This window comes from Halorubrum sp. Atlit-28R, from assembly GCF_003665955.1.
Taxonomy (GTDB): Archaea; Halobacteriota; Halobacteria; order Halobacteriales; family Haloferacaceae; genus Halorubrum; species Halorubrum tropicale.
In genome coordinates, this window is record NZ_QPLS01000004.1 from 13,510 (window position 1) to 37,523 (window position 24,014).

24 protein-coding genes are annotated in these 24,014 nt (G+C 70.5%); 16 read left to right on the plus strand and 8 right to left on the minus strand.

The annotated features are described in order from the left end of the window. Positions 1-104 precede the first annotated feature (104 nt). From DVK06_RS07485 to DVK06_RS07495, 3 genes are read left to right on the plus strand one after another with little or no spacing between them, the layout of a single operon-like run. Positions 105-710 carry a hypothetical protein gene (locus tag DVK06_RS07485; protein WP_053770255.1) on the plus strand — a complete coding sequence of 202 codons (606 nt, stop codon included), beginning with the start codon at positions 105-107 and terminating at the stop codon, positions 708-710. 22 nt (positions 711-732) lie between these two features. Next, positions 733-1,239, plus strand: a complete 507-nt coding sequence (locus tag DVK06_RS07490; RefSeq protein WP_121599853.1) for a hypothetical protein — start codon at positions 733-735, stop codon at positions 1,237-1,239. Then, a complete protein-coding gene (locus DVK06_RS07495; protein WP_121599854.1) occupies positions 1,236-1,868 on the plus strand; it encodes a YigZ family protein in 633 nt (210 codons plus the stop codon). The genes DVK06_RS07490 and DVK06_RS07495 overlap by 4 nt, the downstream gene beginning before the upstream one ends. Before the next feature lie 39 nt (positions 1,869-1,907). On the opposite strand, the gene DVK06_RS07500 is transcribed toward DVK06_RS07495, so the two are convergent. Continuing rightward, positions 1,908-3,527 carry a DNA-directed DNA polymerase II small subunit gene (locus DVK06_RS07500; protein WP_121599855.1) on the minus strand — a complete coding sequence of 540 codons (1,620 nt, stop codon included), beginning with the start codon at positions 3,525-3,527 and terminating at the stop codon, positions 1,908-1,910. A 129-nt stretch (positions 3,528-3,656) separates the two neighbouring features. On the opposite strand from DVK06_RS07500, the gene DVK06_RS07505 reads away from it, so the two are divergent. Beyond that, positions 3,657-4,712 carry a S26 family signal peptidase gene (locus DVK06_RS07505; protein WP_121599856.1) on the plus strand — a complete coding sequence of 352 codons (1,056 nt, stop codon included), beginning with the start codon at positions 3,657-3,659 and terminating at the stop codon, positions 4,710-4,712. Positions 4,713-4,755: 43 nt separating this feature from the next. Here the strand turns inward: DVK06_RS07505 and DVK06_RS07510 are convergent, their stop codons facing one another. Together DVK06_RS07510 and DVK06_RS07515 are read right to left on the minus strand one after the other, a co-directional pair. Then, positions 4,756-6,564: a Cdc6/Cdc18 family protein gene (locus DVK06_RS07510; RefSeq protein WP_121599857.1), complete on the minus strand. Its 1,809-nt coding sequence runs from the start codon at positions 6,562-6,564 to the stop codon at positions 4,756-4,758. A gap of 977 nt (positions 6,565-7,541) precedes the next feature. Continuing rightward, on the minus strand, positions 7,542-8,294 hold the full coding sequence (locus tag DVK06_RS07515) for a TetR/AcrR family transcriptional regulator (protein ID WP_121599858.1): 753 nt from the start codon (positions 8,292-8,294) through the stop codon (positions 7,542-7,544). 410 nt (positions 8,295-8,704) lie between these two features. Between DVK06_RS07515 and DVK06_RS07520 the strand changes: the two genes are divergently transcribed. The 4 genes from DVK06_RS07520 (at position 8,705) to DVK06_RS07535 (ending at position 11,943) form a co-directional block, all read left to right on the plus strand. Beyond that, positions 8,705-9,346, plus strand: a complete 642-nt coding sequence (locus DVK06_RS07520) for an Era-like GTP-binding protein (protein WP_006114713.1) — start codon at positions 8,705-8,707, stop codon at positions 9,344-9,346. After that, entirely contained in the window at positions 9,346-9,759 is a 414-nt protein-coding gene (locus DVK06_RS07525; protein WP_121599859.1) for a DUF2073 domain-containing protein, read from the plus strand. Before DVK06_RS07520 ends, DVK06_RS07525 begins: the two co-directional genes overlap by 1 nt. After that, on the plus strand, positions 9,760-10,398 hold the full coding sequence (locus DVK06_RS07530) for a Zn-ribbon containing protein (RefSeq protein WP_121599860.1): 639 nt from the start codon (positions 9,760-9,762) through the stop codon (positions 10,396-10,398). Positions 10,399-10,761: 363 nt separating this feature from the next. Then, a complete protein-coding gene (locus DVK06_RS07535) occupies positions 10,762-11,943 on the plus strand; it encodes an aspartate kinase (RefSeq protein WP_053770263.1) in 1,182 nt (393 codons plus the stop codon). Between the two features lie 26 nt (positions 11,944-11,969). On the opposite strand, the gene DVK06_RS07540 is transcribed toward DVK06_RS07535, so the two are convergent. Further along, positions 11,970-12,395, minus strand: coding sequence for a hypothetical protein (locus DVK06_RS07540; protein WP_121599861.1), 426 nt, complete (start codon positions 12,393-12,395; stop codon positions 11,970-11,972). Positions 12,396-12,573: 178 nt separating this feature from the next. Between DVK06_RS07540 and DVK06_RS07545 the strand changes: the two genes are divergently transcribed. Beyond that, entirely contained in the window at positions 12,574-13,452 is an 879-nt protein-coding gene (locus tag DVK06_RS07545; protein WP_121599862.1) for a hypothetical protein, read from the plus strand. A 27-nt stretch (positions 13,453-13,479) separates the two neighbouring features. On the opposite strand, the gene DVK06_RS07550 is transcribed toward DVK06_RS07545, so the two are convergent. After that, on the minus strand, positions 13,480-14,058 hold the full coding sequence (locus DVK06_RS07550; RefSeq protein ID WP_121599863.1) for a hypothetical protein: 579 nt from the start codon (positions 14,056-14,058) through the stop codon (positions 13,480-13,482). 238 nt (positions 14,059-14,296) lie between these two features. Here DVK06_RS07550 and DVK06_RS07555 point away from each other — a divergent pair, with 238 nt between their 5' ends. Continuing rightward, the gene (locus tag DVK06_RS07555) at positions 14,297-14,869 is read left to right on the plus strand and encodes a magnesium transporter (protein WP_053770267.1); all 573 of its coding nucleotides are present in this window, start codon (positions 14,297-14,299) and stop codon (positions 14,867-14,869) included. Continuing rightward, positions 14,866-15,441 carry a magnesium transporter gene (locus DVK06_RS07560; RefSeq protein ID WP_053770268.1) on the plus strand — a complete coding sequence of 192 codons (576 nt, stop codon included), beginning with the start codon at positions 14,866-14,868 and terminating at the stop codon, positions 15,439-15,441. The genes DVK06_RS07555 and DVK06_RS07560 overlap by 4 nt, the downstream gene beginning before the upstream one ends. A 22-nt stretch (positions 15,442-15,463) precedes the next feature. Here the strand turns inward: DVK06_RS07560 and DVK06_RS07565 are convergent, their stop codons facing one another. Next, entirely contained in the window at positions 15,464-15,907 is a 444-nt protein-coding gene (locus DVK06_RS07565; protein ID WP_053770269.1) for a hypothetical protein, read from the minus strand. Between the two features lie 66 nt (positions 15,908-15,973). On the opposite strand from DVK06_RS07565, the gene DVK06_RS07570 reads away from it, so the two are divergent. From DVK06_RS07570 to DVK06_RS07595, 5 genes are all read left to right on the plus strand, one after another. Beyond that, positions 15,974-16,651, plus strand: coding sequence for a class I SAM-dependent methyltransferase (locus DVK06_RS07570; protein WP_053770270.1), 678 nt, complete (start codon positions 15,974-15,976; stop codon positions 16,649-16,651). A gap of 460 nt (positions 16,652-17,111) precedes the next feature. Continuing rightward, the gene (locus DVK06_RS07575) at positions 17,112-19,562 is read left to right on the plus strand and encodes an ATP-dependent DNA helicase (protein ID WP_121599864.1); all 2,451 of its coding nucleotides are present in this window, start codon (positions 17,112-17,114) and stop codon (positions 19,560-19,562) included. Further along, a complete protein-coding gene (cgi121, locus tag DVK06_RS07580; protein WP_121599865.1) occupies positions 19,559-20,152 on the plus strand; it encodes a KEOPS complex subunit Cgi121 in 594 nt (197 codons plus the stop codon). Before DVK06_RS07575 ends, cgi121 begins: the two co-directional genes overlap by 4 nt. Positions 20,153-20,514: 362 nt before the next feature. Beyond that, the gene (locus DVK06_RS07590) at positions 20,515-21,108 is read left to right on the plus strand and encodes an IMP cyclohydrolase (protein WP_121599866.1); all 594 of its coding nucleotides are present in this window, start codon (positions 20,515-20,517) and stop codon (positions 21,106-21,108) included. 81 nt (positions 21,109-21,189) lie between these two features. Continuing rightward, positions 21,190-23,319, plus strand: a complete 2,130-nt coding sequence (locus DVK06_RS07595; protein ID WP_121599867.1) for a S9 family peptidase — start codon at positions 21,190-21,192, stop codon at positions 23,317-23,319. Between the two features lie 24 nt (positions 23,320-23,343). Here DVK06_RS07595 and DVK06_RS07600 read toward each other — a convergent pair whose 3' ends face one another. Together DVK06_RS07600 and DVK06_RS07605 are read right to left on the minus strand one after the other, a co-directional pair. Beyond that, positions 23,344-23,718 carry a helix-turn-helix domain-containing protein gene (locus tag DVK06_RS07600; RefSeq protein WP_053770275.1) on the minus strand — a complete coding sequence of 125 codons (375 nt, stop codon included), beginning with the start codon at positions 23,716-23,718 and terminating at the stop codon, positions 23,344-23,346. 55 nt (positions 23,719-23,773) lie between these two features. Beyond that, complete coding sequence (locus DVK06_RS07605) at positions 23,774-24,013, minus strand: hypothetical protein (RefSeq protein WP_053770276.1); 240 nt, start codon at positions 24,011-24,013, stop codon at positions 23,774-23,776. Position 24,014: the final 1 nt, after the last annotated feature.

Here is a 24,014-nt window from a genome sequence, read left to right on the forward strand (position 1 = left end):
GAGGGGGGCGAAGGGCAGGGGAGCGACTCGGCGGGAAGCGGCGACAGAGGCGCGGACCCGGCGAGAGAAACGCCCTAAACCCCGCCGCCCGTAGGCCGGGGCAGATGGGCATCTTCGACACGATCCGGGCCGTGCTCGGGACGAGCGCCGAGACCGACGCGACCCGCGAGGCGGACCCCGAGGACCTCTTCGGGATGTCGACCGCGTACATGACGATGGAGGCGGACCTCCGCTACGACCACTGCGGCGAGGCCGCCCTGTGCTTCTCCGGGATGGACAGCACGCGCTTCGACGAGGCGGTCGAGACCGTCGAGGCCATCTTGGAGGCCGGCGAGATCGACACCGGCACCGGCTTCCACCGGTACGAGGACGACCACGGCTACCAGTGGTTCGTGCTGGAGGACGACGACCCCGAGGACCTGGTGACGAGCGTCCACTTCGCGGCCGACCAGTTCATCGAGGAGGGGTTCGGGTCGCGGCTGCTCGCGGCCGTCTTCGGCTTCGAGAACGACGACGGTCCGGTCTACTGGATCTACTCGTTCCGCCGGGGCGCGTACTACCCGTTCGCGCCGCGGGGGACGAACGACCGGAACCAGCGGGTCGAGTTCAAGCTCCAGTCCGTCCTGGACGGCGAGCTCGGCTTAGAGGACGACGAGTCGTACTGGTACCCGCTGTGGCCCGACGCGCCCGGGAGCCACCCGTGGGAGTGACCGCCGAGCCGACGGTGGTCCGATGAGCGACGGCCGCGGCCCGACCGGCGGGCCGGAACTCGGCGTCGGGTCCGACGCGGACGGGCGGAACACCCCGAAGAAGCGCCTGCTCCGCGGCGTCGCCGTCCAGGCCGCGGCCGTCGCGGCGGCGGTCCACCTGCTGTGGGCGTGGCCCCGGCTCGGCTCGCCCCCGGACGCCCGCCCGTACCTCTTCCTCGCCGGGAGCGCGCTCGCCGCGGCGGTCGCCGTCGCGACGCTCCGGGCGGGCGAGTACCGTCGGCTGTACGCCCTCGGGGCGGGGACGCTCGGGACGTTCCTCGGCGGGTTCCTCGCGTGGCACGGGACCGGCGCCTCCGCGGCGCTCGCGGCCGAGCCGCTGGCGGTCGTCGCGGCGATAGCGGAGGTCGTCGGGGTCGTCGCCTTCCTCGCGCTGTACCGCCTCGCGCCGCCGACGAGCGTCGCCCTCGAACGGCGACGGGACGAGGCACCGGACGAGGCGTCGGGGGACGGGGGGGAGGGGCCGCCGTGAGCGACGCGTACCTGACGGTCGCCGAGCGCGCGACCGCGCGGTTCGAGGTTCAAGGGTCGGAGTTCCTCGGCCACGTCGCGCCCGTCGACACGGTCGAGGCGGCCGAGTCGTTCGTCGCGGCGGTCCGCGAGGAGTACGCGGACGCGACCCACAACGTGCCCGCGTACCGCGTGCCCGCGGGCGAGCCGTCCGAGCGGACGCCGGGGTCGGAGCCGATGCTCAGGGAGTACTCGTCGGACGACGGCGAGCCGACCGGATCGGCGGGCAAGCCCGCGTTGAACGTGCTCCAGCAGCGCGAGGTCCGGAACGTCGCCGCGGTGGTGACGCGGTACTACGGCGGGACGAACCTCGGGGTCGGCGGGCTCGCGCGCGCCTACTCGCGCGCGGTGAAGGACGGTATCGACGCCGCCGGCGTGGTCGAGGAGCGGCCGCACCGCGCCCTCGTCGTCGAGACCGAGTACGACGACTCGGGGACGGTCCGGGGCGTGATCGAGTCGGCGGGCGTCGAGTTCGACGCCGACTACGGCGAGCGCGTCCGGTTCGACCTCCGGGTTCCGGTCGAGGAGGTCGAGGCGCTCCGCGAGCGGCTCAACGACGCGACGAGCGGACGGGTCGAGATCGGACGCTAGCGGTCGCCGGAGACCCGGAACGCGGTCCGAGGGCTCCACCTACGAGAACTTCCGGACCGTCATGTCGAGGGTGTCGAGGTCGAGGATGGGGGCGTAACCGGCGTCGGGGTCGATGTTGACGGACTTCTGGAAGTCGGTCTGGGCCTGCCAGCAGCCGGAGTTGACCGCGAGCACGTTGTGGTACTTCCCCCAGCCGAGCTTGTGGACGTGGCCGGTGTGGAACACGTCGGGCACGTCCTCGATGACGAGGTAGTCGCGCTCCTCGGGCGCGACGCGGGTGTGACCGCCGAACTGCGGGGCGACGTGGCGCTTCTTCAACAGGTGGTACATCGCCTTGTGCGGCTCGTCGTAGCTCGCCTTCTCCTCCGGCAGCTCCGCGATCACCTCGTCGAGCGAGACGCCGTGGTACATCAGGACCTCCACGCCCTCGACCGAGACGGTGGCCGGGTTCGAGACGATCCGGGCGTCGTGGACGTCGAGGATGTCCCGGATCTCGTCGTCGAAGCCCGGCTGCGGCTCGGCGAGCCGGACCGCGTCGTGGTTGCCGGGGATCATCACGACCTCGGTGTCGGCGGGCACCTCCTTGAGGTGCTCCGAGAAGGCCTCGTACTGCTCGTAGATGTCGACGATGTCCAGCTCCTCGTCCTGATCGGGGTAAACGCCGACCCCCTCGACCATGTCGCCCGCGAGGAGGAGGTACTCCACGGGGTCGGCCTCGGGGGTGTGGAGCCAGTCGGTGAACGAGTGCCACGCGTCGGCCATGAACTCGTCGCTGCCGACGTGGACGTCGGAGATCAGCGCGGCCTGGACGTGGCGGTCCGCGCCGCCCGGGCGGTGGGTCCGAGGGACGTCCGGGAAGTGGAGCGAGTCGGCGAAGAGGATGCCGGCGTCGTCCGCGAGCGACCCCTCGACGGCGACGCACTCGTCTAAGAGGATCTCGTCGACCACGTCGGCGAGGCCCTTGTCCTTCATGACGAGGGCGGGGAAGGTCCCGGTGGTGTCCTCCAACTCGATCAGCCAGTGGCCGGACTTCGTGGAGCGAACGTCGTTGACGAGGCCGATCATCGCGGCGTCGCTGCCGCCCGGCATGTCGGCGATCGCCTCCGCGGGCCGGTGGTTGACGCGGCCGCGGAGGATCTTCGAGAGCCGCTCGTAGCGGTCGCGGAACGTCGTGACGAAGTCCGTGTACTCGCCGGTCCCCGTGCTGCGCCCGGTCATGTCGTTGCCGACTTCGAGGTCGCGTAGCTCCGGGTCCCGAGACGCCCCGGAACCGGTAGACGAACGGTCCCGGTCGGCGGACGAACGGTCGTGGTCGGCGGAGGAGGAACCCGGGCCGGCGGAGGGGGAATCGGAGCCGTCGACCGCGGTCGCGGAGCCCGGCTCAGTCGCCCCCGCGTTTGGATCGGTAGACCCCTTCGTTTCGACTGGAGATTGTCCCGTTTCGTCGGGAGAGGCGTCCGATCTGTCGGCGTCACCGATCGCCTCGCGGACGTGGTCGGCGGTGATCCGGAGGGCGTCGTCGGGGGCGCGGTCGACGGCGGCCGCGACGGCGGCGGCCGGGTCGGTCGCGCCCGCGAGCAGGGTCACCGCCTCGCGCTCCGCGTTGTAGCCGCGCTCGGCGAGGGCCTTCGCGATCCGGGCGTTCGACTCCAGCGGCACGCTACCCGAAAGGGGGGTCGCGGGCAAAACCGTTCCGGAGGCGTCGAAGGAAGTCGGTGCGCGGGAGCCCGAGCTCCCGGAACGCGGGGACCCGGAAGCTTATGAACGGAACCCTCCAAAGCCGACGTAATGGACGAAGGGGATCGGCCGACGGACTCCGACGAGTCGGCCGGTCGAGACGAGCGGACGGACGAGGAGTCCGCGGCGGCGTCCGAGGGCTCGGACGACGGAGCGTCCGGCGAATCGGCCGACCGGTTTTCTGACGAGTCGGCAGACCGGCTTCCCGGGGAGTCGGACGACCGCCTTCCCGACGAATCCGCCGGTCCGACCTCCTTCGGCGAGGACGACGTGCCCTCCGATTCCGAGGTTGAGGCTCACTCTCGGGACGAGCCCGGGTCGCTCGGGCAGGGCGAGGCCGCGACCGGGCAGCGGAGCGCGTCGAGAGCGGGAGGAGAATCGGGAATCGAGTCGGGAGAGCCGACGGCGGACGAGTCGCTCGTACACCGGTTCCGGCACGATCGGGAGGGCGCGCTGATGTGGATCCGGGAGATGCTGTCGAGCGTCGCCGTCGTTCTCCTGGTCGGACTGCTGCTGTTCGGCGTCAGCGGCGTGTGGCCGCCGATGGTCGCCGTCGAGTCCGGAAGCATGGAGCCGAACATGCGGGTCGGCGACCTGGTCTTCGTCACCGAGCCCGGCCGGCTCGCGCCGGACGTGGCCGAAAACGGGGTCGGCGTCGTCACCCACGAGGTGGGCCAAAAGGTCGACTATCGGACGTTCGGGTCCTACGGGTCGGTGATGATATACACGCCGCCCGGCCGGACCGGGGCGCCGATCATCCACCGGGCGATGTTCCACGTCACCAAGGGCGAGAACTGGTACGACCGCGCCGACGCGGAGTACCACAACGCCGTCGACTGCGGGTCGCTCGCCAACTGCCCGGCGCCGCACGACGGGTACATCACCCTCGGCGACAACAACGGCGCCTACGACCAGGCCAGCGGCCTCTCGCCGCCGGTCAGGGCCGAGTGGGTGAACGGAGTGGCACGTCTCCGGGTCCCGTATCTCGGCTACATCCGGCTGATCGCGACGGGACAGGTAGAGCTGAACGAGGCGATAGCGGGGGCGGTGGGAAGCGGTCTCCCGGCGACCGGACCGGGGATCGCTTCGACTGCGCCGACGGCGTAGCTTCCGAGGGAGCCGTTGTTAGGGAGACCTCGACGGACCGAGATTAGTTGTCGAACCGCGCTTGGACGAACGGCTGCGCGTTCTCGATGTCGCCGAGCCGCGAGTCCGACAGGAGCACCGCCTCCGTCTCCTCGACGGGCACGGAGAGACCCATCTCCTTCGTCCGGCCGTAGCGGCCCTTCGAGACGACGACGGCGTTGACGATCCCGAGCATGTCGAGTTCGCTGATGAGGTCGGTGACCCGTCGCTGGGTTAAGACGTCGGCGTCGATCTCTTCGCAGAGGCGCTTGTAGATGTTGAACACCTCGCCCGTGTTGATGTTGTGGACGCCGTTCTTTTCGAGGAGAATCACCGCGAACAGGACGATCTTGCTCTGCGTCGGGAGCGTGCGGACGACCTCGACGACGCGGTCGAGCTCGATCTTGTCCTGGGCCTGTCGGACGTGTTTCTCCGCGACGATCTCGGCCTGCGAGCGCTCTGCGAGCTCGCCGGCGGTGCGGAGGAGGTCGAGCGCGCGTCGGGCGTCGCCGTGTTCTTGGGCCGCGAAGGCGGCGCAAAGCGGGATCACGTCGTCGGTGAGCGCGTCGGGCTTGAACGCGGTGTCGGCGCGGTGCTGGAGGATGTCGCGGAGCTGGTTGGCGTCGTACGGCGGGAAGACGATCTCCTCCTCGCCGAGGCTCGACTTGACGCGGGGGTCGAGGAAGTCGGTGAACTTCAGGTCGTTCGAGATGCCCATGATCGAGATGCGCGAGCGGTCGAGCTCGGAGTTCATCCGGGAGAGGTTATAGAGGGTGTCGTCGCCGCTCTTCTCGACGAGCTTGTCGATCTCGTCGAGCATGATCACGACCACGCGCTCGTGGTAGTCGACCGCCTCGAAGAACGTCGAGTAGACGCGGTCGGTTGGCCACCCCGTCATCGGCACCTCCTCCATCTCCTCGGCGTCCTCTTCCAGCGTCTCGATGCGGTCGTCGAGCTCGTCGACCGAGTCGAACTCGGTGTCGGCGAGGGCGGCGGCCGGGTCGCGCCCGGCGGTCTCCGCGGCGTCCGTCGCGTCGGCGCGGAGCCCTTCCAGCCGCTCTAACCGGTCGGCGATCACCGCCTGGTTCTCCTCGATGAACGTGTTCGCGAGCTGGGCGAGGACGCGGTACTGGGTGTCGGTCACCTCGCAGTTGATGTACTCGACCTCGCAGGGCACGTCGTACTTCTGGGAGGTGGACTCGAGCTCCTGGGAGACGAACTTCGCCGAGGCGGTCTTTCCGGTCCCCGTCTTCCCGTAGATGAGGATGTTCGAGGGGGTCTCGCCGCGGAGCGCGGAGACGAGGATGGTCGCCATCCGGTTGATCTGATCGTTGCGGTGGGGGAGCTCGTGCGGCGTGTACGAGGGGCGGAGGACCTCCTTGTTCTCGAATATCGGTTCGCCGGAGAGAAGGTCGTCGAACAGCCCCTGGTTGTCGTCGTCGTCGTCGAGCACGACGCCGTCGAAGTCGACGTCCGGCGACGACCGGTCGCGGCCGCCGTTGTCGAGCCCCGCCGTTTCGGGTCGAGCGTCGGTCGGGAGGGAGGCCGCGTCGGGGTCCGAGTCGGCGTCCGAGACGCCGAAGTCCGATCCCACGTCGACGCCGGTGTCGGACCCAGTCGGAGCGTCGGGGTCGAAATCGTCGACGTCGGGAGAGTCGGACCTTTCGTCCCCGGACTCGGCGGTTGCGGAGCCAGTACGCTTGACGTCGTCGGGATCGGTCGCCGAAGATCGGTTCGACGGCGAGTCCTCGGAGCCGCTGCTATGATCTGATTCGTCGCCGTCGTCCGGGTCGATGCCGCCGTCGGCCCGTGGTGTGTGATCGCCTTCGTCCATGTGAACCCCTCTGTTTCAGGTGGAGACGGCGACGGAAAACCCGTCAGACGCCGTCTCCGGTCGGAAACACGCGTTCGCGGTCGGAATCGAGGCCGACCACGTCCAGTTGATACAGTCGAACCAGATGAAGAGACGGTACAAAAGTGTTCCTCTCTGGAGTTGAAACGCCCCCCTCGATCGAGGCGTCGGGGCGATGGAGGGGTCGATTCGGGTCGGACGACGCGTCGGTCGGACCTATCGGGAAACGGATCTGACTCGGACGAGGGCCGGACAGATCGCGAGGCATTTCGACGGGAACAAGACGTGTTGTGGACATCGGCCGCCGTTGCGGTTACCTCGCCCTTCGGCGATTGTCTCGGCAATGTCTGTATCCGAACCCCGCGCACCGCCTCGTTCTCGGCGATTTTGGGCCCCGGTTTCTCGCTCGGAGAGCCGCGTCGGCTGGGGATACCCCCACACCCCTTTGTTTCGGGTGGAACGACGGATAGGTGGGGTAGGGGTGTTAGGCCGTCTATAGATAGCGGCAGTTTTAATACAAATACTATACAACAGTACCCTCGACAATCTACTAAAGATTATATTTGTAGAGTTGTGGTTATTTTATTTGATCTCTACCCTGATTTTATCTGGTGGGATTCCAACTGACACCCGAGCGGCCACCATCCGCCCCGGCAGTTCTCCGGGTTCCACCTGAAACGAAGGGGTGGGGGGCTACCGTCCGATCCTGATAGGTCACCGACCTGTTTCGGGTTGCGACAGACCCCCAGCCGGGCTACGGCGACGTCGTCCGCTTCGAGGGGTCCAACCGGCTCCGCGACGGCCGCAACGGCCGCGACCGGGCCGGTCTGCGGCTCGTCGCGGTCGACGATTCCTGACGGCACAAGACGGGCCGGAAACGACTCTTTCGACTTCTTGCCGCCTTCCTACCTCTTGCCGCCTTCCTACCTCTTGCCGCCTTCCTATCTCTTGCCGCCTTCCTACTCGCTCCCGTTCGACTGCTCGCCTGCTCCGCTACTCTCGGTCCGTTCGAGCGACTCGAAGATGAACTCGTCCATCGCCTGCCGGGCCTCCTCGGGCGCGTCCTCGTGGCCGAGCGAGATCCGCCGCCCGCGGGCGGCGTGGATGACGTCGGTCACCAGCTGGCCCATCCGCTCCGCGTCGACGTCCCGGAAGACGCCCTCCTCGATCCCCTCCTCGACCACCTCGACGATGCCGCCGCGGATGCGATCGTAGTGCTCGTTAAACACCTCGCGGTGTTCGCCGTCGTTCTGCGCGTGCGTGTACAGCTCGTGGTACACCTTCATCCGGTCCCAGTGGCTGAACTCCTCGAACTCGGGGCCGAACATACACTGGTCGACGCGGGCTCGGAGCTCCGTCCGCGGGTCCGCCCTGCCGTCGACGACCACGCTCCCCTCGTACTGGTCGATGATGTGTTCGAGGAACGAGGACATCAGGTCGTACTTCCCGTCGAAATGGTAGTGGATGACCTGCCGCGTGAGGTCCATCTCCTCGCCGATGTCGCGCATCCGGAGGTCCTTGTACCCGTGCTTGCTCAGCGCGCGGAACGTCGCCTCCATGATCACCTCTTTCGTGTCCTTCGAGGAGACCGTCTCCTCGCCGGACTCGTCCGAGGGACCGTCCGCCGGAGGGTCTCGATCGGACCCGTCGGCGCCGGCGTCGCTCGGGGACTCGACGGAGTCGCCCGCCGGTCCGCCCTGTGATTCGCTCATACCCACACTCTACGGGTGAGGTAGATAATACGACTGCCTCTCGATTGGCTACAACCCGGGAAAATTCAACCCCTCGATCAAATCCTATCCTCGAACATGACACGGAACATCGTGCGAAGCGGGACCGTCGTCTCCCTCGACGCCGCGACCGGTCGCGACGAGGCGAGCGCCCCCTCGACCGGTCGCGACGAGGCGTAACCGGTGACTGGTCGCGAGGAGACGTGACTGGTCCCGCGTTTCGGGTCCGTCCGGCGTCGACGCTCCGGATCGGGGATGTCTGACGCAGTTCTTAAGTGAGAGCGGCGAGGACCCTACCGTAATTCCCCGAACGGGCGTCGAGCGCGCGGATCGAACGGCGTCGCGAAACGACCGCGGTGTTCGGGTCAACCACACACGGACTGGAGGTCAGGATGGGACTGCTCACGAATCTCAGAGACAGCATATCGCGGGTCACGGACGGCCTGTTCGCGGCCGACGAGCCCAAGCGGATCGGGATCTACGGACCGCCGAACGCCGGCAAAACGACCCTCGCAAACCGGATCGCACGCGACTGGACGGGTGACGCCGTCGGGCCCGAGAGCCACATCCCCCACGAGACTCGCCGGGCCCGCCGGAAGGAGAACGTGGAGATCGAGCGCAACGGGCGTAAGGTCACCATCGACATCGTCGACACCCCCGGGGTGACGACGAAGGTCGACTACAAGGAGTTCCTCGACCACGACATGGAGAAGGACGACGCCGTCCGCCGGTCGCGCGAGGCGACCGAGGGTGTCGCGGAGGCGATGCACTGGCTCCGCGAGGACGTCGACGGCGTCATCTACGTGCTCGACTCCACCACCGACCCGTTCACGCAGGTGAACACGATGCTGATCGGGATCATCGAGTCGCAGGACCTGCCGGCGCTCATCCTCGCTAACAAGACGGACTTGGAGGGGTCGGACGTCCAGCAGATCGCGAACGCCTTCCCGCAACACGAGACGATCCCGCTGTCCGCGCTGGAGGGCGACAACATGGACGAAGTGTACACCAAGATAGCGGAGTACTTCGGCTGATGCCTGGCCCGAAAGCCAACGTCGACGCCGCGGACGACCCGGACGACGGCGACGACGGCGTCCGGATCGACATGATAAGCGGCGCGCGGATGGAGGGGCTCACGGGGATGGAGAAGATCCGGCTCATCCTCGACGGCGTCCGCGAGGGCAACATCGTCATCCTCGAAGAGGGGCTCTCCCCCGACGAGGAGTCGAAGCTCATCGAGGTGACGATGACCGAGATCAGCCCCGACGACTTCACCGGCATCGAGATAGAGACGTACCCGAAGGCCGAGGCGGGCGACCAGGGCTTCCTCGACAAGCTGATGGGCCGCGAGTCGACCCAGAAGCTCACCGTCATCGGCCCGGCGAACCGCATCGAGACCCTCCACAAAGACGAGAACCTCATCAGCACGCTCGTCTCCCGCAAGTAGATGCCCCACCAGTGTACCTCCTGCGGGCGGACGTTCCCCGACGGCTCCAAGGAGATGCTGTCGGGCTGTCCCGACTGCGGCGGGAACAAGTTCCAGTTCAAGCCCGCCGGGGCCGCGGACGACGCCGGCGCCGACGCGGGCGGCCGGGCGTCCGAGTCCGCTCCCGACCGGTCCGACCGGACGGCACCGGGCCCGGACGACTCGTCGGCGCCGACTACCGACGAGCCCGCGGCCGACCGCCCTCCGACCGAGCCCGCGGACGCGGCGCCGAGCGACGCCTCCGCGAGCGTCGACGCCACGGGCGAGTCCGACGGCACCGAACAGATCGCCGACCGGAGCGACGAGGACACCGCGCAGGCGAGCGCCCGCTCGGAGGTGGTGTCGCCGGACGAACTCGACCGCGCGAGCCGCGACGTCGAGCCCGCGGAGACGCCGGCGGCGGAGGAGCCCCAGCCCGGCATCGACGCGCTCCGCGACGAACTGAACGACCAGTTCGAGAGCATCCGCATCGTCAGCCCCGGGCAGTACGAGCTCAACCTGATGGAGCTGTACGACAGACGGGAGTACATCATCTCCCTCCAGGAGGACGGCCGGTACGTCATCGAGATGCCCGACGCGTGGGGCCTTCAGGACGAGTAGGGACCTCTCCGCCCCGACCCCGCGGGCCCGGACTCCCCGACTCCCCGGCCCCTCGGTTCCGCGGTCGCCACGCCGCGTTCCGCGACTGCTGCCCCCGTCGATCGACGCCGTCCGGATCTCCGGTGATCGTTCGTTTCGATTTCCCGGTGTCTCTCCCGTCCTTTCGTGTGGTTCTGCGATTCGGGCGACCCTTGTCGAAGAGGATACTGTTATCCGGCTTCCTCCGCTACGCAGTGGCATGTTTACCGATCGCCGCAGACCGAGCCGGGACTCCGGCTCCGGTTCGGGCCGCGCCGTCCCGCTCGCCCGCCGCCGACCACACCCCCGACACCGAGCGCCTCGCGCTTCCGACGAGGTAGCCGCATGCGCGTAGTCGCGAAGTTCGGCGGCACGAGCCTCGGGAGCGGCGACCGGATCGAGCGCGCGGCCGACTCGGTCGCGAGCGCGGTCGCCGCCGGCCACGAGATCGCGGTCGTCGCGAGCGCGATGGGGTCGACCACCGACGACCTCCTCGATGACATCACCTTCGAGACGGACGACGCCGACCGCGCCGAGATCGTCTCGATGGGCGAGCGCACCAGCGTCCGGATGCTGAAGGCTGCCCTGTCGGTCCGCGACGTCGACGCCGTCTTCCTCGAACCCGGCCACCCTGACTGGCCGGTCATCACGGACGAGCTCGGGGAGGTCGACGTGGCGGAGACGAAGAAGCGCGCGCGGGAGGTCGCCGCCGACATGGACGGCGTCGTCCCGATCATCACCGGGTTCCTCGCCGAGGACCACGACGGCAACGTCACCACGCTCGGGCGCGGCGGGTCGGACACGACCGCGGTGATGCTCGGCAACTACGTGGACGCCGACGAGGTCGTGATCGTCACCGACGTCGAGGGCGTGATGACGGGCGACCCGCGCGTCGTCGAGGGCGCGCGCAACGTCGGGCAGATAACCGTCGACGAGCTGCGAAACCTCTCGTTTCGCGGGGCCGAGGTCGTCGCGCCCTCCGCGCTCTCGTACAAGGACGAGGACCTCGCCGTCCGGGTCGTCCACTACCAGCACGGCGACCTCCTCCGGGGCGGCACCCGGATCGAGGGCGAGTTCGAGAGCCTGATCGACATGCGCGAGGAGCCGCTGGCGTGTCTCACCATCGCGGGCCGGGCGATCCGCAACCGACCCGGGATCCTCTCGGAGCTTTCGAACGCGCTCCGCGCCGAGGAGATCAACATCGACGCGGTCGCCTCCGGCATGGACTCGGTCACCTTCTACGTCGACGTCGAGGTCGCCGAGACCGCCGAGGCGCTGCTCCACGAGGCGGTCGTCACCGACGAGGCGCTCTCCTCGGTCACCGTCGCCGACCCCATCGCCGTGATCCGCGTCACGGGCGGCGAGCTCCCCAACCAGTCCGGCGTCATCCAGGACATCATCGCGCCCATCGCGGACGCCGGGATCAACATCATCGACCTGATCACCAGCGCCACCTCCGTCGCGGTGTTCGTCGACTGGGACGACCGCGAAGAGGCGCTCGGCATCGTCCAAGAGCGGTTCGACTGACCGGATCGATCCGACCTCACCGGCTCTCAGCCGCCCTCCTCCGGATCGAACCGATACCGCGTCGTCGCGCCGTCGATCCGCGGTCCCGAGCCGACCGCCCGGAACCCGACCGCCTCGGCCGCGTCGGCCGCGGTTCCGTCGGCCGGCAGGACGGCTTCGACGGTCATCCCCTCCCGGGTCGCGAACCCCACCGGCTCATCGAACAGGCGCTCGACCGGGTCGGGGGCGCCCTCGACGTTCGTCACGTGGACGACGCCGTCCCGCACGTCGAACGCGACGAACCCCGCGACCGCGTCGACCGCGGTGTCGTCGCCGGCGTCCGCGTCGGCCCTGTCGGTCACGCCGACGCGAACCGACCGATCGTGGATCATGTCGCGGACGACGCCCTCGGGGCGCCCCGTCATCGACGCGAGTGCCGCGGCGTCGGCCTCGACCCCGTCGCGAACTCGCATACCTCCGCACTCTCCCCCGACGACATAAAATCGCCGCCCGGTCGCCGCGGACCGGATGATTTTAACGACCGGCGCGCCCAGTGGCACGCATGAACAAGTCGACCCAGATCGTGGTTGGTACGATCGGCGTCTCGGCCGTCCTCTCGGTGCTCATCGTCCTCTCGTACGTCTTCGCCTGATGTTCTCGTCCCGGTCGCTCGACGACGACCTCGCGGCGGTCCGCGACCGGTACGCGCCCGGGTCGCCCGTCCTCGACGTCGACGCCGACTTCGAGACGCTCCCGCCGGCGGCCGCGGAGGACCTCGGGCTCTTCGTCGACGGGCTCGACCCCGCCTCCTACCCGGTCGAGTGGCTCCCGGACTCGGTCCCGGACCTGCTCCGGAAGCACGCCGGGCCGGCGTTCACCGTCGGGCTGCCCGGCGACGGTACGGTCGTCCGGACGGCGCAGACCGACCCGCCGGCCGTCCTCGTCAAGCGCCGCGCGGAGGGGACGCCGGACGACTTCCTCGCGTTCCTGATCGCCGAGCGGCTGGTTCAGATCGGCCGCGAGCCGGCGCCGGGCGCGGTCCACGGCGACGCCTCGAACGGCGGCGACCCGGTCGGCCTCCCCGAGTCGTTCCTGCCCTTCTTCGGCGAGCGCTACCGCGACCTCGACGCCGCGATCCGCCGCCCGGACCCGGAGACCGGCGAGTCGACGACCGGGTTCGGTCCGACCGACGTCTTCCAGGTCGCGAACGCGCTGTTCGACGCGTGGGTCGGGCTCCACGCCCGCGACGCGTTCGCGTCGTGGGAAGACGAGTATCCTCGGCTGTTCGACGCCTGGGTCGACGCGGGCGACCGGCTCTCCGGGCGGCTCGGCGACCTCTCCGGCGAGGTGGCGCGCGGCGACACCGACTTCCCGGCCGCGACGGAGTACGCCTGCTCGGCGGTCAAACACGACCTCGACCCGCCGGCGCCGTACGGCGCGCTCGACACGACCGCCTACCGGGAACGCGGGGCGCCCTACGCGGTCGCGTGGGCGGACAAGACGTTCGCCGCGCTCGTCGACGAGGAGTAGCGTCGCCGTCGCGGCCGCAACCGTCGTTCAGACGTCGACGACGACGTTGCCGTCGCCGTCGAGGTCGATGACGCCGTCGAACAGGTCGCGGAACCGGTCGAGGGTCGCGACCTCGTGGACCTCCTCGGAGAGGTGGAAGATGCCGACCGCGTCGTGTTCGTCGAGCAGGTCGAGGATCTCGGCGGCCGCCTCGTACACGGCGTCGTCGTCGGCGTAGTAGGCCATCTCGGTGAGCGAGTCGACGGAGACGCGTCGCTTCCCCTCGTTCTCCGTGAGGAACCGCTCGACGCGGTCGACGACGCCGTCGAGGTCGTCCGGCGCGGAGACGTAGTAGACGTCGTCGGACGTGCGGCGCGAGTAGCCGCGCTCGACGGAGAGCGTGTCGAGGATGGTCGCCTTCGTCTCGTCGACGTCGTAGTACTCCAGCTTCTGTTCGACCTCGCGCGCCGTCGTCCGCGTCGAGACGACGAGGAACGCGTCGGTGTCGGTCTTCAGGAAGTCCGTGTCGATCCGGTCCGTCTCGCCGATGCTCGGGTGAATGAGGAGCAGTCCGGTCCCGCCCGGTATCGTCTCCGGCCCGTTCTCGATGGCGAGGGAGTAGTCCATGGGATCGGAACTCGCCGGACCGACTTAACGGTGCGGGCCGGGGCGTCCGAGACCGTCGGACGCGAGCGGGTCGCTCGGTCCGCGTCCGGCCGGCATTGCGCTCGATCGCGTCCACCCCTTCGTTTCGTTTGGAAGTTCTGATATGTGTGCGTCTGTCGGTCGGCCGACCGCCCGCAAGCCGACGGCTCTCGGGTCGCGCCGGTCGGTTTTTTTGCCCCGCCCGCCGTCGGTCCGGTCGATGCCCGGGCACGACTCCGCGCGCGACGTCTACCGGCAGGCGCTCCCGGTGATAGCCGTCAGCCTGATCGCCGGGCTGTTCGCGGGGACGATACTTGCCTCCGAGACAATGCGCGCGAACATCGCGGAGGTCCCCGGCCTCCTGCTGCTGCTGCCGGCGTTCCTCGCGACCCGCGGCGGGGTGTACGGCTCGCTCGGCGCCCGGCTCTCGACCGGCCTCCACCAGGGGATCATCGAGCCGCGGTTCCGCCCGGACCGCCGGCTCACCAACGCCGTCGTCGCCTCCTTCCTCAACGGGATGACCGTCTCCGTGTTCATCGCGGTCGTCACCTACGCGACGCTCGTCCTGTTCGGCGACGGCGGCAGCCTCTTCCAGCTGGTCGGCGTGATGGTCGTCGCCGGCTTCCTCTCCGCCGTCCTCATGATCACCGTGCTGATCGCGGTCATCTTCGTCGGCTACCGCCGCGGGCTCGACCCCGACAACGTCATCGGGCCGGTCGTCACGACGCTCGGCGACGTGTTCGGGGTGTTCTTCCTCCTCGTCGGGGTGGCCGTCGTGGGGGCCGTCTCGTGACCGAGCCGCAGTCGACCGTCGTCGACGAGTGGTCGGTCCGGCGGATCGTCCGGACGATGATCCCGCTTTTGGCCGCGCTGTCGGTGCTCCAACTCGTCTCCGGCACCGTGCTGGAGACCTACGAGGCGGTCCTCCTCCGGTACCCGGCCCTGCTCGTCCTCGTCCCGGTCCAGATCGGGACGGCCGGCAACCTCGCGTCGATCACCTGCTCGCGGCTCACGACGCAGCTGTACCTCGGGACCTACGAGCTCAGCCCGTCGAACCCCGCGCTCCGGGCGAACGCGGGCGCGGTGTTCGCGCTCGCGGCGACCGTCTTCGGCGCCGTCGGGATCGCCGCCTGGGCCATCGGGCTCGCGCTCGGCGGGTCGCTCGCGCTCGGCCGGGTGCTACTGATCTCGCTTGTCTCCGGCATGGCGCTCGCCGCGCTCGTCGTCGCCGCCAGCGTCGCCGCCGTCGAGGCGTCCTACCGGATCGGGCTCAACCCCGACGACACGACGATTCCGGTGGTGACGAACCTCTGTGACATCGCCGGCGTGTTGATCCTCTTCGCGGTCGTCTCGGTCGTGCTGTGAGGACCGACCGGCTCGAACCCGACTAGAACACGCTGTCGGCGGTCGCGGCGCCGACGACGCTGAACACGGCGCCGACGGCGACGGCCTTCGCGGTCGTCGCGACCACCGCGCCGTCGCCGATCCCGCCCTCGACGAGGAACGTTTCGGGCGCGTCGAAGATCAGCGCGAGCAGGAGGACGGAGCCGAACGCGACCGTCATCAGCGAGACGAACCGCGTCGGGATCCCGACGAGGTCCGGCTCCTCGTCCACGTCGCGGCCGGTGTCGGCCCGGTACAGCGCGGCGTAGCCGATCAGCCCCACGAGTACGGCGGTCACGGTGGCCTGGATCCAGTTCATCCCCGCGGCGAGCTCCCACACCTCCGCGGTGACGACGAACGGCCCCGCGAGCAGGAAGCCGCCGACCGACTGCTGGGCAATGTCGGCCACCCGGAAGTGCGGTCGGCGGAGCGCTCGCGGGCGTTTCATGTCCACCTCCGGGACCGGAGCCGGTAAAACACCGCCGTTTTTCACCGCTCTCCCCGTTCGGCCGGTATGAGCGTTCGCGAGGAGTTCGACGAGTGGGCGGCCGCGGGGAAGGACCGCGGCATGGAGGACCGGCACTGGCACACCGCGAAACACGTCTTGGCGCGGATGCCGGTCGAGGCGGGCGACGCCGTCCTCGATCTGGGGACCGGCTCCGGCTACGCGCTCCGCGCGCTGCGCGAGCGGGGAATCGGGCGAGGGTACGGCCTCGACGGCGCCCCGGAGATGGCGACCAACGCCCGCGAGTACACGGACGACGGCGCGGTCGGCTACCTCGTCGGCGACTTCGACGAGCTCCCCTTCGCCGACGACTCGCTGGACCACGTCTTCTCGATGGAGGCGTTCTACTACGCGAGCGACCCGGTCCACACCCTCGAAGAGATTCGTCGGGTACTCCGGCCGGGCGGCACCTTCTACTGCGCGGTCAACTACTTCGAGGAGAGCGAGACGACCCACGCGTGGCAGGAGAACATCTCCGTCGAGATGACGCTGTGGTCGCGCGAGGCGTACCGCGAGGCGTTCCGCGAGGCCGGGCTGTACGTCGCCGAACAGGACGCGATTCCGGATCGAGAGGTGGAGATTCCGGAGGCGTCGGAGTTCCCGACCGAGGGGTACGAAACACGCGAGGCGATGGTCGACCGCTACCGCACGTGGGGGACGCTGTTGACGGTCGGCGTCGCTCCCTAACGCGTATTCCCGTTCGATCGACGGCGTCCGTCCCGATCCCTCGTGAGCGACTGCTCTCGTGAGGGCCGCCGCCGAAGCCCCAGCCGTGAGGGCTCGCGCGGCTCGCTGTGGTCCTCGCTCCGTCGCTCGTTTCACTCGCTCCGTCGCTCCGGTCCTTGCTTCGCCGTGCTTCGCCCTCACGGCTGCCCCTTCGAGCCCCACCCTGCCGCGACCGCCCCGCACCTCACGCCTCCCCAGCCTCGCGGTTCGCTCCGGGCTCCCTGCGGTCGCCCGTACGCTCACCGCGTCCCTCGCGCGTGCTCCTCGCGACCTCCGCTTCGCTCCGGCCGCTCGCAGGCACGCGCCACCGCGGATCCGTTTATAAGCGTTCGTCGCAGCCGTCGGTCGCGGCCGCCTTCGTCGTCTCCCGCCATCGCGCTCTTCCGACGGTTTAAATCGAGTCGGGGCCCAGACTCCGGTAATGGAACCGAGTTCGCTCTCCGGGCTCCCCGCGGGCGTCGGCGAGGCGCTCGAGGCGGAGGGCGTCGCGGAGCTGTACCCGCCCCAGGAGGCGGCCGTCGACGCGGGCGTCACCGACGGCGAGAGCCTCGTCGCGGCCGTGCCGACCGCGTCCGGCAAGACCCTGATCGCCGAGCTCGCGATGCTCTCCTCGGTCGAGCGCGGCGGGAAGGCGCTGTACATCGTCCCGCTGCGCGCGCTCGCCAGCGAGAAGAAAGCCGAGTTCGAGCGCTGGGAGGACCACGGCGTCACGGTCGGCGTCTCGACGGGCAACTACGACTCCGACGGCGAGTGGCTCGCCAGCCGCGACGTCATCGTCGCCACCTCGGAGAAGGTCGACTCGCTCATCCGCAACGGCGCGCCGTGGATCGACGACCTCACCTGCGTCGTCAGCGACGAGGTCCACCTCGTCGACGACTCCCACCGCGGCCCAACGCTCGAAGTCACCCTCGCGAAGCTCCGCAAGGTGAACCCCGGCCTCCAGACGGTTGCGCTCTCCGCGACCGTCGGTAACGCCGACGTCATCGCCGACTGGCTCGACGCCGAGCTGGTCGAGTCCGACTGGCGGCCCATCGCGCTCCGCACCGGGGTCCACTTCGGCAACGCGATCAACTTCGACGACGGGAGCCAGCGCGAGGTGCCCGTCGAGCGCGGCGAGGACCAGACCGCGAGGCTCGTCGCGGACGCCTTGGACACCGAGGAGGACGGGCAGGGCGGCTCCTCGCTTGTCTTCGTCAACTCCCGACGCAACGCCGAGTCGTCGGCCCGCAAGCTGACCGACGTGACGGGCCCCCGGCTCACCGGCGAGGAGCGCGACCGCCTCCGCGAACTCGCCGAGGAGATCCGCGGCGTCTCCGACACGGACACTTCCGAGGACCTCGCGGACGCGGTCGAGCGGGGGTCGGCGTTTCACCACGCCGGGCTCGCGAGCGAGCACCGCAGCCTGGTCGAGGACGCGTTCCGCGACCGGCTGATCAAGTGCGTCTCCGCGACGCCGACGCTCGCGGCCGGCGTCAACACCCCCGCCCGCCGGGTGATCGTCCGCGACTGGCGCCGCTACGACGGCGAGTTCGGCGGCATGAAGCCGCTCGACGTCCTCGAAGTCCACCAGATGTGCGGCCGCGCGGGCCGCCCCGGCCTCGACCCCTACGGCGAGGCGGTCCTGCTCGCGAACAGCGCCGACACCCGCGAGGAGCTGTTCGACCGGTACGTCTGGGCCGAGGCCGAGCCGGTCCGCTCGAAGCTCGCGGCCGAGCCCGCGCTCCGGACGCACGTCCTCGCGACGGTCGCGTCCGGCTTCGCCGCCACCCGAGACGGGCTGCTCTCCTTCCTCGATAACACCCTCTACGCGACCCAGACCGACGACGAGGGGCGACTCGCCGCCGTCACCGACACCGTCCTCGACTACCTCGACGTGAACGGCTTCGTCGAGCGCGACCGCGACGGCGGGAGCGAGGGCCTCGCGGCGACCGGCATCGGTCACACCGTCTCGCGGCTCTACCTCGACCCGATGAGCGCGGCCGAGATACTCGACGGGCTCCGCACCGTCCCGGACGGCGCGGACGACGGGGGCGCCGGCGACTTCGTGCCCGCCGACGGCGCCGCCCCCGGGCCCGACGCGGACGCCGACGACGCCGGGTTCACGACCTACACGCGGGCGAACGGCGACGGGAACGAGCCCGCCGAGACGACCGAGTCGGACGCCGGCGACGGTCCCGCCGTCACCCCGCTCGGCCTCTATCACCTCGTCAGCCGGACGCCGGACACCTACCAGCTGTACCTCAAGTCCGGCGACCGCGAGGAGTACACGGAGGTCTGCTACGAGCGCGAGGCCGAGCTGCTCGGCGACACCCCCTCCGAGTACGAGGACGTGCGGTTCGAGGACTGGCTCGCCGCGCTGAAGACGGGCCGCCTCCTGGAGGACTGGGCGAACGAGGTCGACGAGGACCGGATCGCGGAGCGGTACGGCGTCGGGCCGGGCGACATCCGCGGAAAGGTCGACACCGCGGAGTGGCTCCTGCGCGCCGCCGAGACGCTCGCGCGCGACGTGGAGGGCATCGACGGCGACGTGGTCGTCCAGGTGCGCGAGGCCCGCAAGCGGCTGGAGTACGGCGTCCGCGAGGAGCTGCTCGACCTCGCGGGCGTCCGCAACGTCGGCCGCAAGCGCGCCCGCCGCCTCTACGAGGCCGGCATCGAGAGCCGCGCCGACCTCCGCGAGGCGGACAAGGCGGTCGTCCTCGGCGCGCTCCGCGGCCGCGAGCGCACCGCCGAGCGCATCCTGGAGAACGCCGGCCGCGAGGACCCCTCGCTCGACGGCGTCGACCCCGACAGCTCGGCCTCCGCGGCGGCGACCGCGGGCGCGGACGCCGACGGCGACGGCGACGGGCAGGCGAGCCTGGGTGATTTCGGATGACGGCGCCCGCGACGGACGCCGACGGGGAGCCGGCGCTCGCCCCCGCGGTCCGTCTCGTCGCCGGGGCGTTCGCGGTCGCCGACCTCGACGCGTTCCTCGCCGAACTCGACGGGATCGCCGCGGAGACCGGCGCGGTCGTCCAGGCGTTCGACGCCGACCTCGTCGTCTCCGGGACGCAGCTCCGCGAGGCGGCGCGGCTCGCCGCCCGGGCGATCGCCCGCGGCGAGGCGGTCGCGCGCGACCCCGGCGTCGAGGTCCTGCTGTACGCCGCCGGGCGCCGACAGATCGACCGCGCGCTCGAACTCGGCGTCGCGGAGGGCGAGCCTCGGGCCGTCGTCCTCGCCGCGGACTTCGGCGACGTGCCCGGCGCGGACCGTCCGCCGGCGGACCTCGACGGGGCGGTGGAGGCGGTCCGGGGACTCGCGCTCGACTCGGCCGAGCTCGCCGAGGGGGACGCGCCCGCGACCGGATTCGACGAGGAGCGCGTCCGCGAGTTCTACGGCGTCACCGACCGCGAGCTCGCCGCGACGAACGGCGGCCTCGCCGACGCCGTCCGCGAGCGCGTCGCGCTGCTGGACGTCGAGAAGTGACCGCGGACGCTCCGCTGCCACCCCTTCGTTTCGACTGGAGACCGCGGGACGGCGGCGCCGCTCGGTTCTAGGCGAAGCGAGACGCGAGAGAAGTAGTCCATCCTGGATTCGAACCAGGGTCGTTGCCCCCAGAAGGCAACAGGATTGGCCACTACCCCAATGGACTCCGTACTAACCGATAGCCAGTACGTCTTTGTAAGCGTTGCGCGTTGCGGCCGCCGTGCGATCGGTTGACGGGACGGCTTCCCGGCGGGGCGCGGTCGGGAGGGAGGGGTGGCCGCGCCGGGTCCGACAACCTCTCGCCGGATCGCGTTCGTGGGCATATCGACGCGCTTTACAGGACCGAATCCGCACGACCCTGTATGTACGTCGGACGATTCGTCGTCGTCGCGCCCGGCATCGGCGGCTACCGCGTCTCCTCGCGCTCGTTCCCGAACCGTCGCGTCCGCGACCGCGGCGGGACGCTCACCGTCGGGCCGACGGCGGACGCGCCCGAGACCGACAACCCGTACGTCTCGTACAACTGCGCGCGGGCGGTCGAGACCCCGACCGGGGAGCCGCTCGCGGTCCTCGGCAACGGCTCGCACGTCGACCCGATCGCGGAGAAGCTGGCGCGCGGCTACCCCACCCGCGACGCGCTCGCGTCGGCGCTGCTCGCGCTCGACTACGAGAAGGACGACTACGACACGCCCCGCGTCGCCGGCGTCGTCGGCGCCGACGCGGCGACGATCGGCACAGTCCGCCGCGACGCGCTGCTCGTCGAGTCGGTCGAGGAGCCGACCGTCGTCGCGACCTACGAGACGGACGCCCCCGAGCCGTACGACCTGACGGCGACCGACGCCGGGTCGGTCGCGACCGAACTGCTCGGCGCCGACCTCGAACACCCCGTCTGCGCCGCGGGCGCGACCGTCGACGGCGACGGCGTCTCGCTCGCGTTCGACAACGGCGGCGACTGATCGCCCCCGCCCGAGAATATCGACCGCCGACCGCCTTTCCGCCTCCCGACGCCTTTTGGCTCCCCCGTCCGAGTGACGGGCATGGAGCCGATCACCGCCGCCGACTACCACGATCTCGCGGTCCCGTCCGACCCCCGCGTCTCGCCGGACGGCGACCGCGTCGCCTTCGTGCGCCGACAGCCGAACGGCGACGACAGCTACGAGACCACGGTGTACCTCGTCGACGCCGCGGGCGAGGGCGAGCCGCGCCGCCTCACCCTCTCGGAGGGTTCGGACGCCGAGCCGCGCTGGAGCCCCTCCGGCGACCGCCTCGCGTTCACCTCCACCCGCGGAGCCGACGACGACCGCCAGCAGCTGTGGGTCCTCCCGCTCGACGGGGGCGAGGCCCGCCGCGTCACCGACGCCGTCGGCGGCGTCTCGCAGATCGCGTGGTCGCCCGACGGCGAGCGGATCGCGTTCGTCCAGTCCGTGACCGCCGACGACCGCGAGGCCGACCGCGACCTCGCGGTGCCGGACGGCTACGAGCCCGAGGAGCACCCCGACCCGCGCGTCATCGACCGGACCGTCTACCGGGCCGCGGAGCGCTACTTCGACGGCCGGCGCCCCGGCGTCTACGTCGTCGACGCCGACGCCTCGGTGGGCGGCGTCACCGACCCGGATCCGGCCGAGTCGGGCGCCGTCGAGCGCGTCACCGACCGCGACGCCGACTTCGCCGCCCCGTCGTGGGGCGACGCCGACACCCTGTACTACACCGAGGCGGTCGGCGACGACCCCGACGACTCCGTCGAGATCGCGATCCGCGCCCACGACCTCGCGAGCGGCGAGTCCGAGGCAGTCCACACGACGACCGGCTGGGGCGCCGCGCTCGCGGCGACCGCCGACGGCCGCGTCGCCTTCACGCACGCGGAGCCGAAGCAGGTGTCGATGCAGCCGACCGACCTCCGCGTCCTCGACGCCGAGTCGGGCGCCGTCACCGACCTCACCGGCGGTATCGACCGCGGGCTCGCCCGCGACACGGCGCCGCAGTGGGGCCCGGACGACGAGACGCTGTACTTCGCCACGCCCGACGAGGGGAAGACCGCGCTGTGGCACGTCCCCGCCGACGGGAGCGCCGAGCCCGAGCGCCTGCTCCGGCCCGGGACCGTGTCGGGCGCGACGGTCGGCGGCGACGCGGGCGCCGACCCCGAGTCGGTGACCGTCGCCTACGCCGCCAGCGAGTGGGACCACCCCGGCGACGCGTTCGCGTACGACGCCGCCGCGGACGAGACGACGCGGCTGACGGACCTGAACGCCGACTACCTCGCCGAGCGCGCGGTCGGCGAGCCGGAGGAGGTCCGCTTCGAGTCCGACGGCGTCGAGATCCAGGGGTGGCTGCTGACGCCGCCGGCGGCCGACGGGGACGCGGCCGCCGACGCCGACGAGCCGTACCCGCTCGCGGTGGAGATTCACGGGGGGCCGCACGCGATGTGGTCGACCGCGGGGACGATGTGGCACGAGTTCCAGACGCTCGCCGCCCGGGGCTACGCCGTCTTCTGGTCGAACCCCCGCGGCTCGACCGGCTACGGCGAGGCGTTCATGCAGGCGATCGAGCGCGACTGGGGCGCGGTCACCCTCGACGACGTGATGGCGGGCGTCGAGACGGTCGCCGACCGCCCCGAGATTGACGCCGACAACGCCTTCGTCACCGGCGGCTCCTTCGGCGGGTTCATGGCCTCGTGGGCGGTCGGGCAGACCGACTACTTCCGCGCGGCCGTCGCCCAGCGCGGCGTCTACGACCTCACCGGCTTCTACGGCTCGACCGACGCCGCCTACAAGCTCGTCGAGGGCGACTTCGACGCGGTGCCCTCCGAGGAGCCGCAGTGGCTCTGGGAGCAGTCGCCGACCGGCCACGCCGACGCGGTCGACACGCCCACGCTGCTCATCCACTCCGAGGACGACACGCGGACGCCGATCTGTACGGCGGAGCTGTACCACCGGATCCTCCGCAAGAACGGCGTCGACACGCGGTTCGTCAGGTACCCCCGCGAGGGCCACGAGCTCTCCCGGTCGGGCGAGCCGGCGCACGTCATCGACCGCATCGAGCGGATCGCGCGGTGGTTCGACGGCTACTCCGAGCACCACGACGCCGAGCGCGCGCTCGACCGCCCCGAGGACGACGGGCTGACGGCGGGCGCGGACGGGGACGGCGAGGGGAACGGCGACGAGTCGTAACCGGAACGCGCCCGCAGCGCCCGCTCAGCGCTCGTCGGGGTCGAACCCGTCGATGGCGTCGTGGACGTCCGCGACCCACTCGTCGAGCGCGTCGTGGAGGCGGCGCTTGGCTTCCGGGACCGGGATCGCGGTGTACTGGTACACGTAGCCGCCGGAGTCGAGCAGCCGGCGGCGGCGCTCGACGAGCCCCTTCTCCCGCAGGGTCGACAGCGACCGGTTCACGTTCGACCGGTCGCGGTCGAGCGCGTCGGCGAGCTCCGAGACGGTGCTGCCCGGGTACTCCAACAGCGCGAGGTACGCGCGGCTCTCGTGGTCGCGCACGCCGAAGACGCAGGAAAGGACGTGTTCGAACGACGGGGAGGCGTCGCCGACGAGGTCCTCTATCTCGGGGTCGCTCATGTCACTCGTTCCGCGCGCGGCGGTGTTAAACCTCCGTCATCCCCGCGCGGCGCGGTCACTCCTCGGCCGCGTAGCCCATCTGGTCGAGACAGCCCCGCATCCCGGACTCGTCCGCGTGCCGGTGGAGGTTCGTCGGCGTGTCGCAGTGGTACGTCTCCCCGTCGTACCGCAGCGCGACCTCGTGGTTGGCGCCGGCGACTTCCACGTCGACGAGGATCCGCCGGCCGTCGTTGAGCGCGTCGATGAGTTCGTCGGCGGACAGCTCGCCCGCCTCGACTCGGAGTACCTCGCTCATG

Bases quoted from the DNA above. Each gene is read 5' to 3' on its own strand.
- DVK06_RS07485 (WP_053770255.1), top strand. From the start codon at position 105: ATGGGCATCTTCGACACGATCCGGGCCGTGCTCGGGACGAGCGCCGAG.
- DVK06_RS07490 (WP_121599853.1), top strand. From the start codon at position 733: ATGAGCGACGGCCGCGGCCCGACCGGCGGGCCGGAACTCGGCGTCGGG.
- DVK06_RS07505 (WP_121599856.1), top strand. From the start codon at position 3,657: ATGGACGAAGGGGATCGGCCGACGGACTCCGACGAGTCGGCCGGTCGA.
- DVK06_RS07510 (WP_121599857.1), bottom strand. From the start codon at position 6,564: ATGGACGAAGGCGATCACACACCACGGGCCGACGGCGGCATCGACCCG.
- DVK06_RS07515 (WP_121599858.1), bottom strand. From the start codon at position 8,294: ATGAGCGAATCACAGGGCGGACCGGCGGGCGACTCCGTCGAGTCCCCG.
- DVK06_RS07520 (WP_006114713.1), top strand. From the start codon at position 8,705: ATGGGACTGCTCACGAATCTCAGAGACAGCATATCGCGGGTCACGGAC.
- DVK06_RS07525 (WP_121599859.1), top strand. From the start codon at position 9,346: ATGCCTGGCCCGAAAGCCAACGTCGACGCCGCGGACGACCCGGACGAC.
- DVK06_RS07530 (WP_121599860.1), top strand. From the start codon at position 9,760: ATGCCCCACCAGTGTACCTCCTGCGGGCGGACGTTCCCCGACGGCTCC.
- DVK06_RS07535 (WP_053770263.1), top strand. From the start codon at position 10,762: ATGCGCGTAGTCGCGAAGTTCGGCGGCACGAGCCTCGGGAGCGGCGAC.
- DVK06_RS07540 (WP_121599861.1), bottom strand. From the start codon at position 12,395: ATGCGAGTTCGCGACGGGGTCGAGGCCGACGCCGCGGCACTCGCGTCG.
- DVK06_RS07545 (WP_121599862.1), top strand. From the start codon at position 12,574: ATGTTCTCGTCCCGGTCGCTCGACGACGACCTCGCGGCGGTCCGCGAC.
- DVK06_RS07550 (WP_121599863.1), bottom strand. From the start codon at position 14,058: ATGGACTACTCCCTCGCCATCGAGAACGGGCCGGAGACGATACCGGGC.
- DVK06_RS07555 (WP_053770267.1), top strand. From the start codon at position 14,297: ATGCCCGGGCACGACTCCGCGCGCGACGTCTACCGGCAGGCGCTCCCG.
- DVK06_RS07565 (WP_053770269.1), bottom strand. From the start codon at position 15,907: ATGAAACGCCCGCGAGCGCTCCGCCGACCGCACTTCCGGGTGGCCGAC.
- DVK06_RS07570 (WP_053770270.1), top strand. From the start codon at position 15,974: ATGAGCGTTCGCGAGGAGTTCGACGAGTGGGCGGCCGCGGGGAAGGAC.
- DVK06_RS07575 (WP_121599864.1), top strand. From the start codon at position 17,112: ATGGAACCGAGTTCGCTCTCCGGGCTCCCCGCGGGCGTCGGCGAGGCG.
- cgi121 (WP_121599865.1), top strand. From the start codon at position 19,559: ATGACGGCGCCCGCGACGGACGCCGACGGGGAGCCGGCGCTCGCCCCC.
- DVK06_RS07590 (WP_121599866.1), top strand. From the start codon at position 20,515: ATGTACGTCGGACGATTCGTCGTCGTCGCGCCCGGCATCGGCGGCTAC.
- DVK06_RS07595 (WP_121599867.1), top strand. From the start codon at position 21,190: ATGGAGCCGATCACCGCCGCCGACTACCACGATCTCGCGGTCCCGTCC.
- DVK06_RS07600 (WP_053770275.1), bottom strand. From the start codon at position 23,718: ATGAGCGACCCCGAGATAGAGGACCTCGTCGGCGACGCCTCCCCGTCG.
- DVK06_RS07605 (WP_053770276.1), bottom strand. From the start codon at position 24,013: ATGAGCGAGGTACTCCGAGTCGAGGCGGGCGAGCTGTCCGCCGACGAA.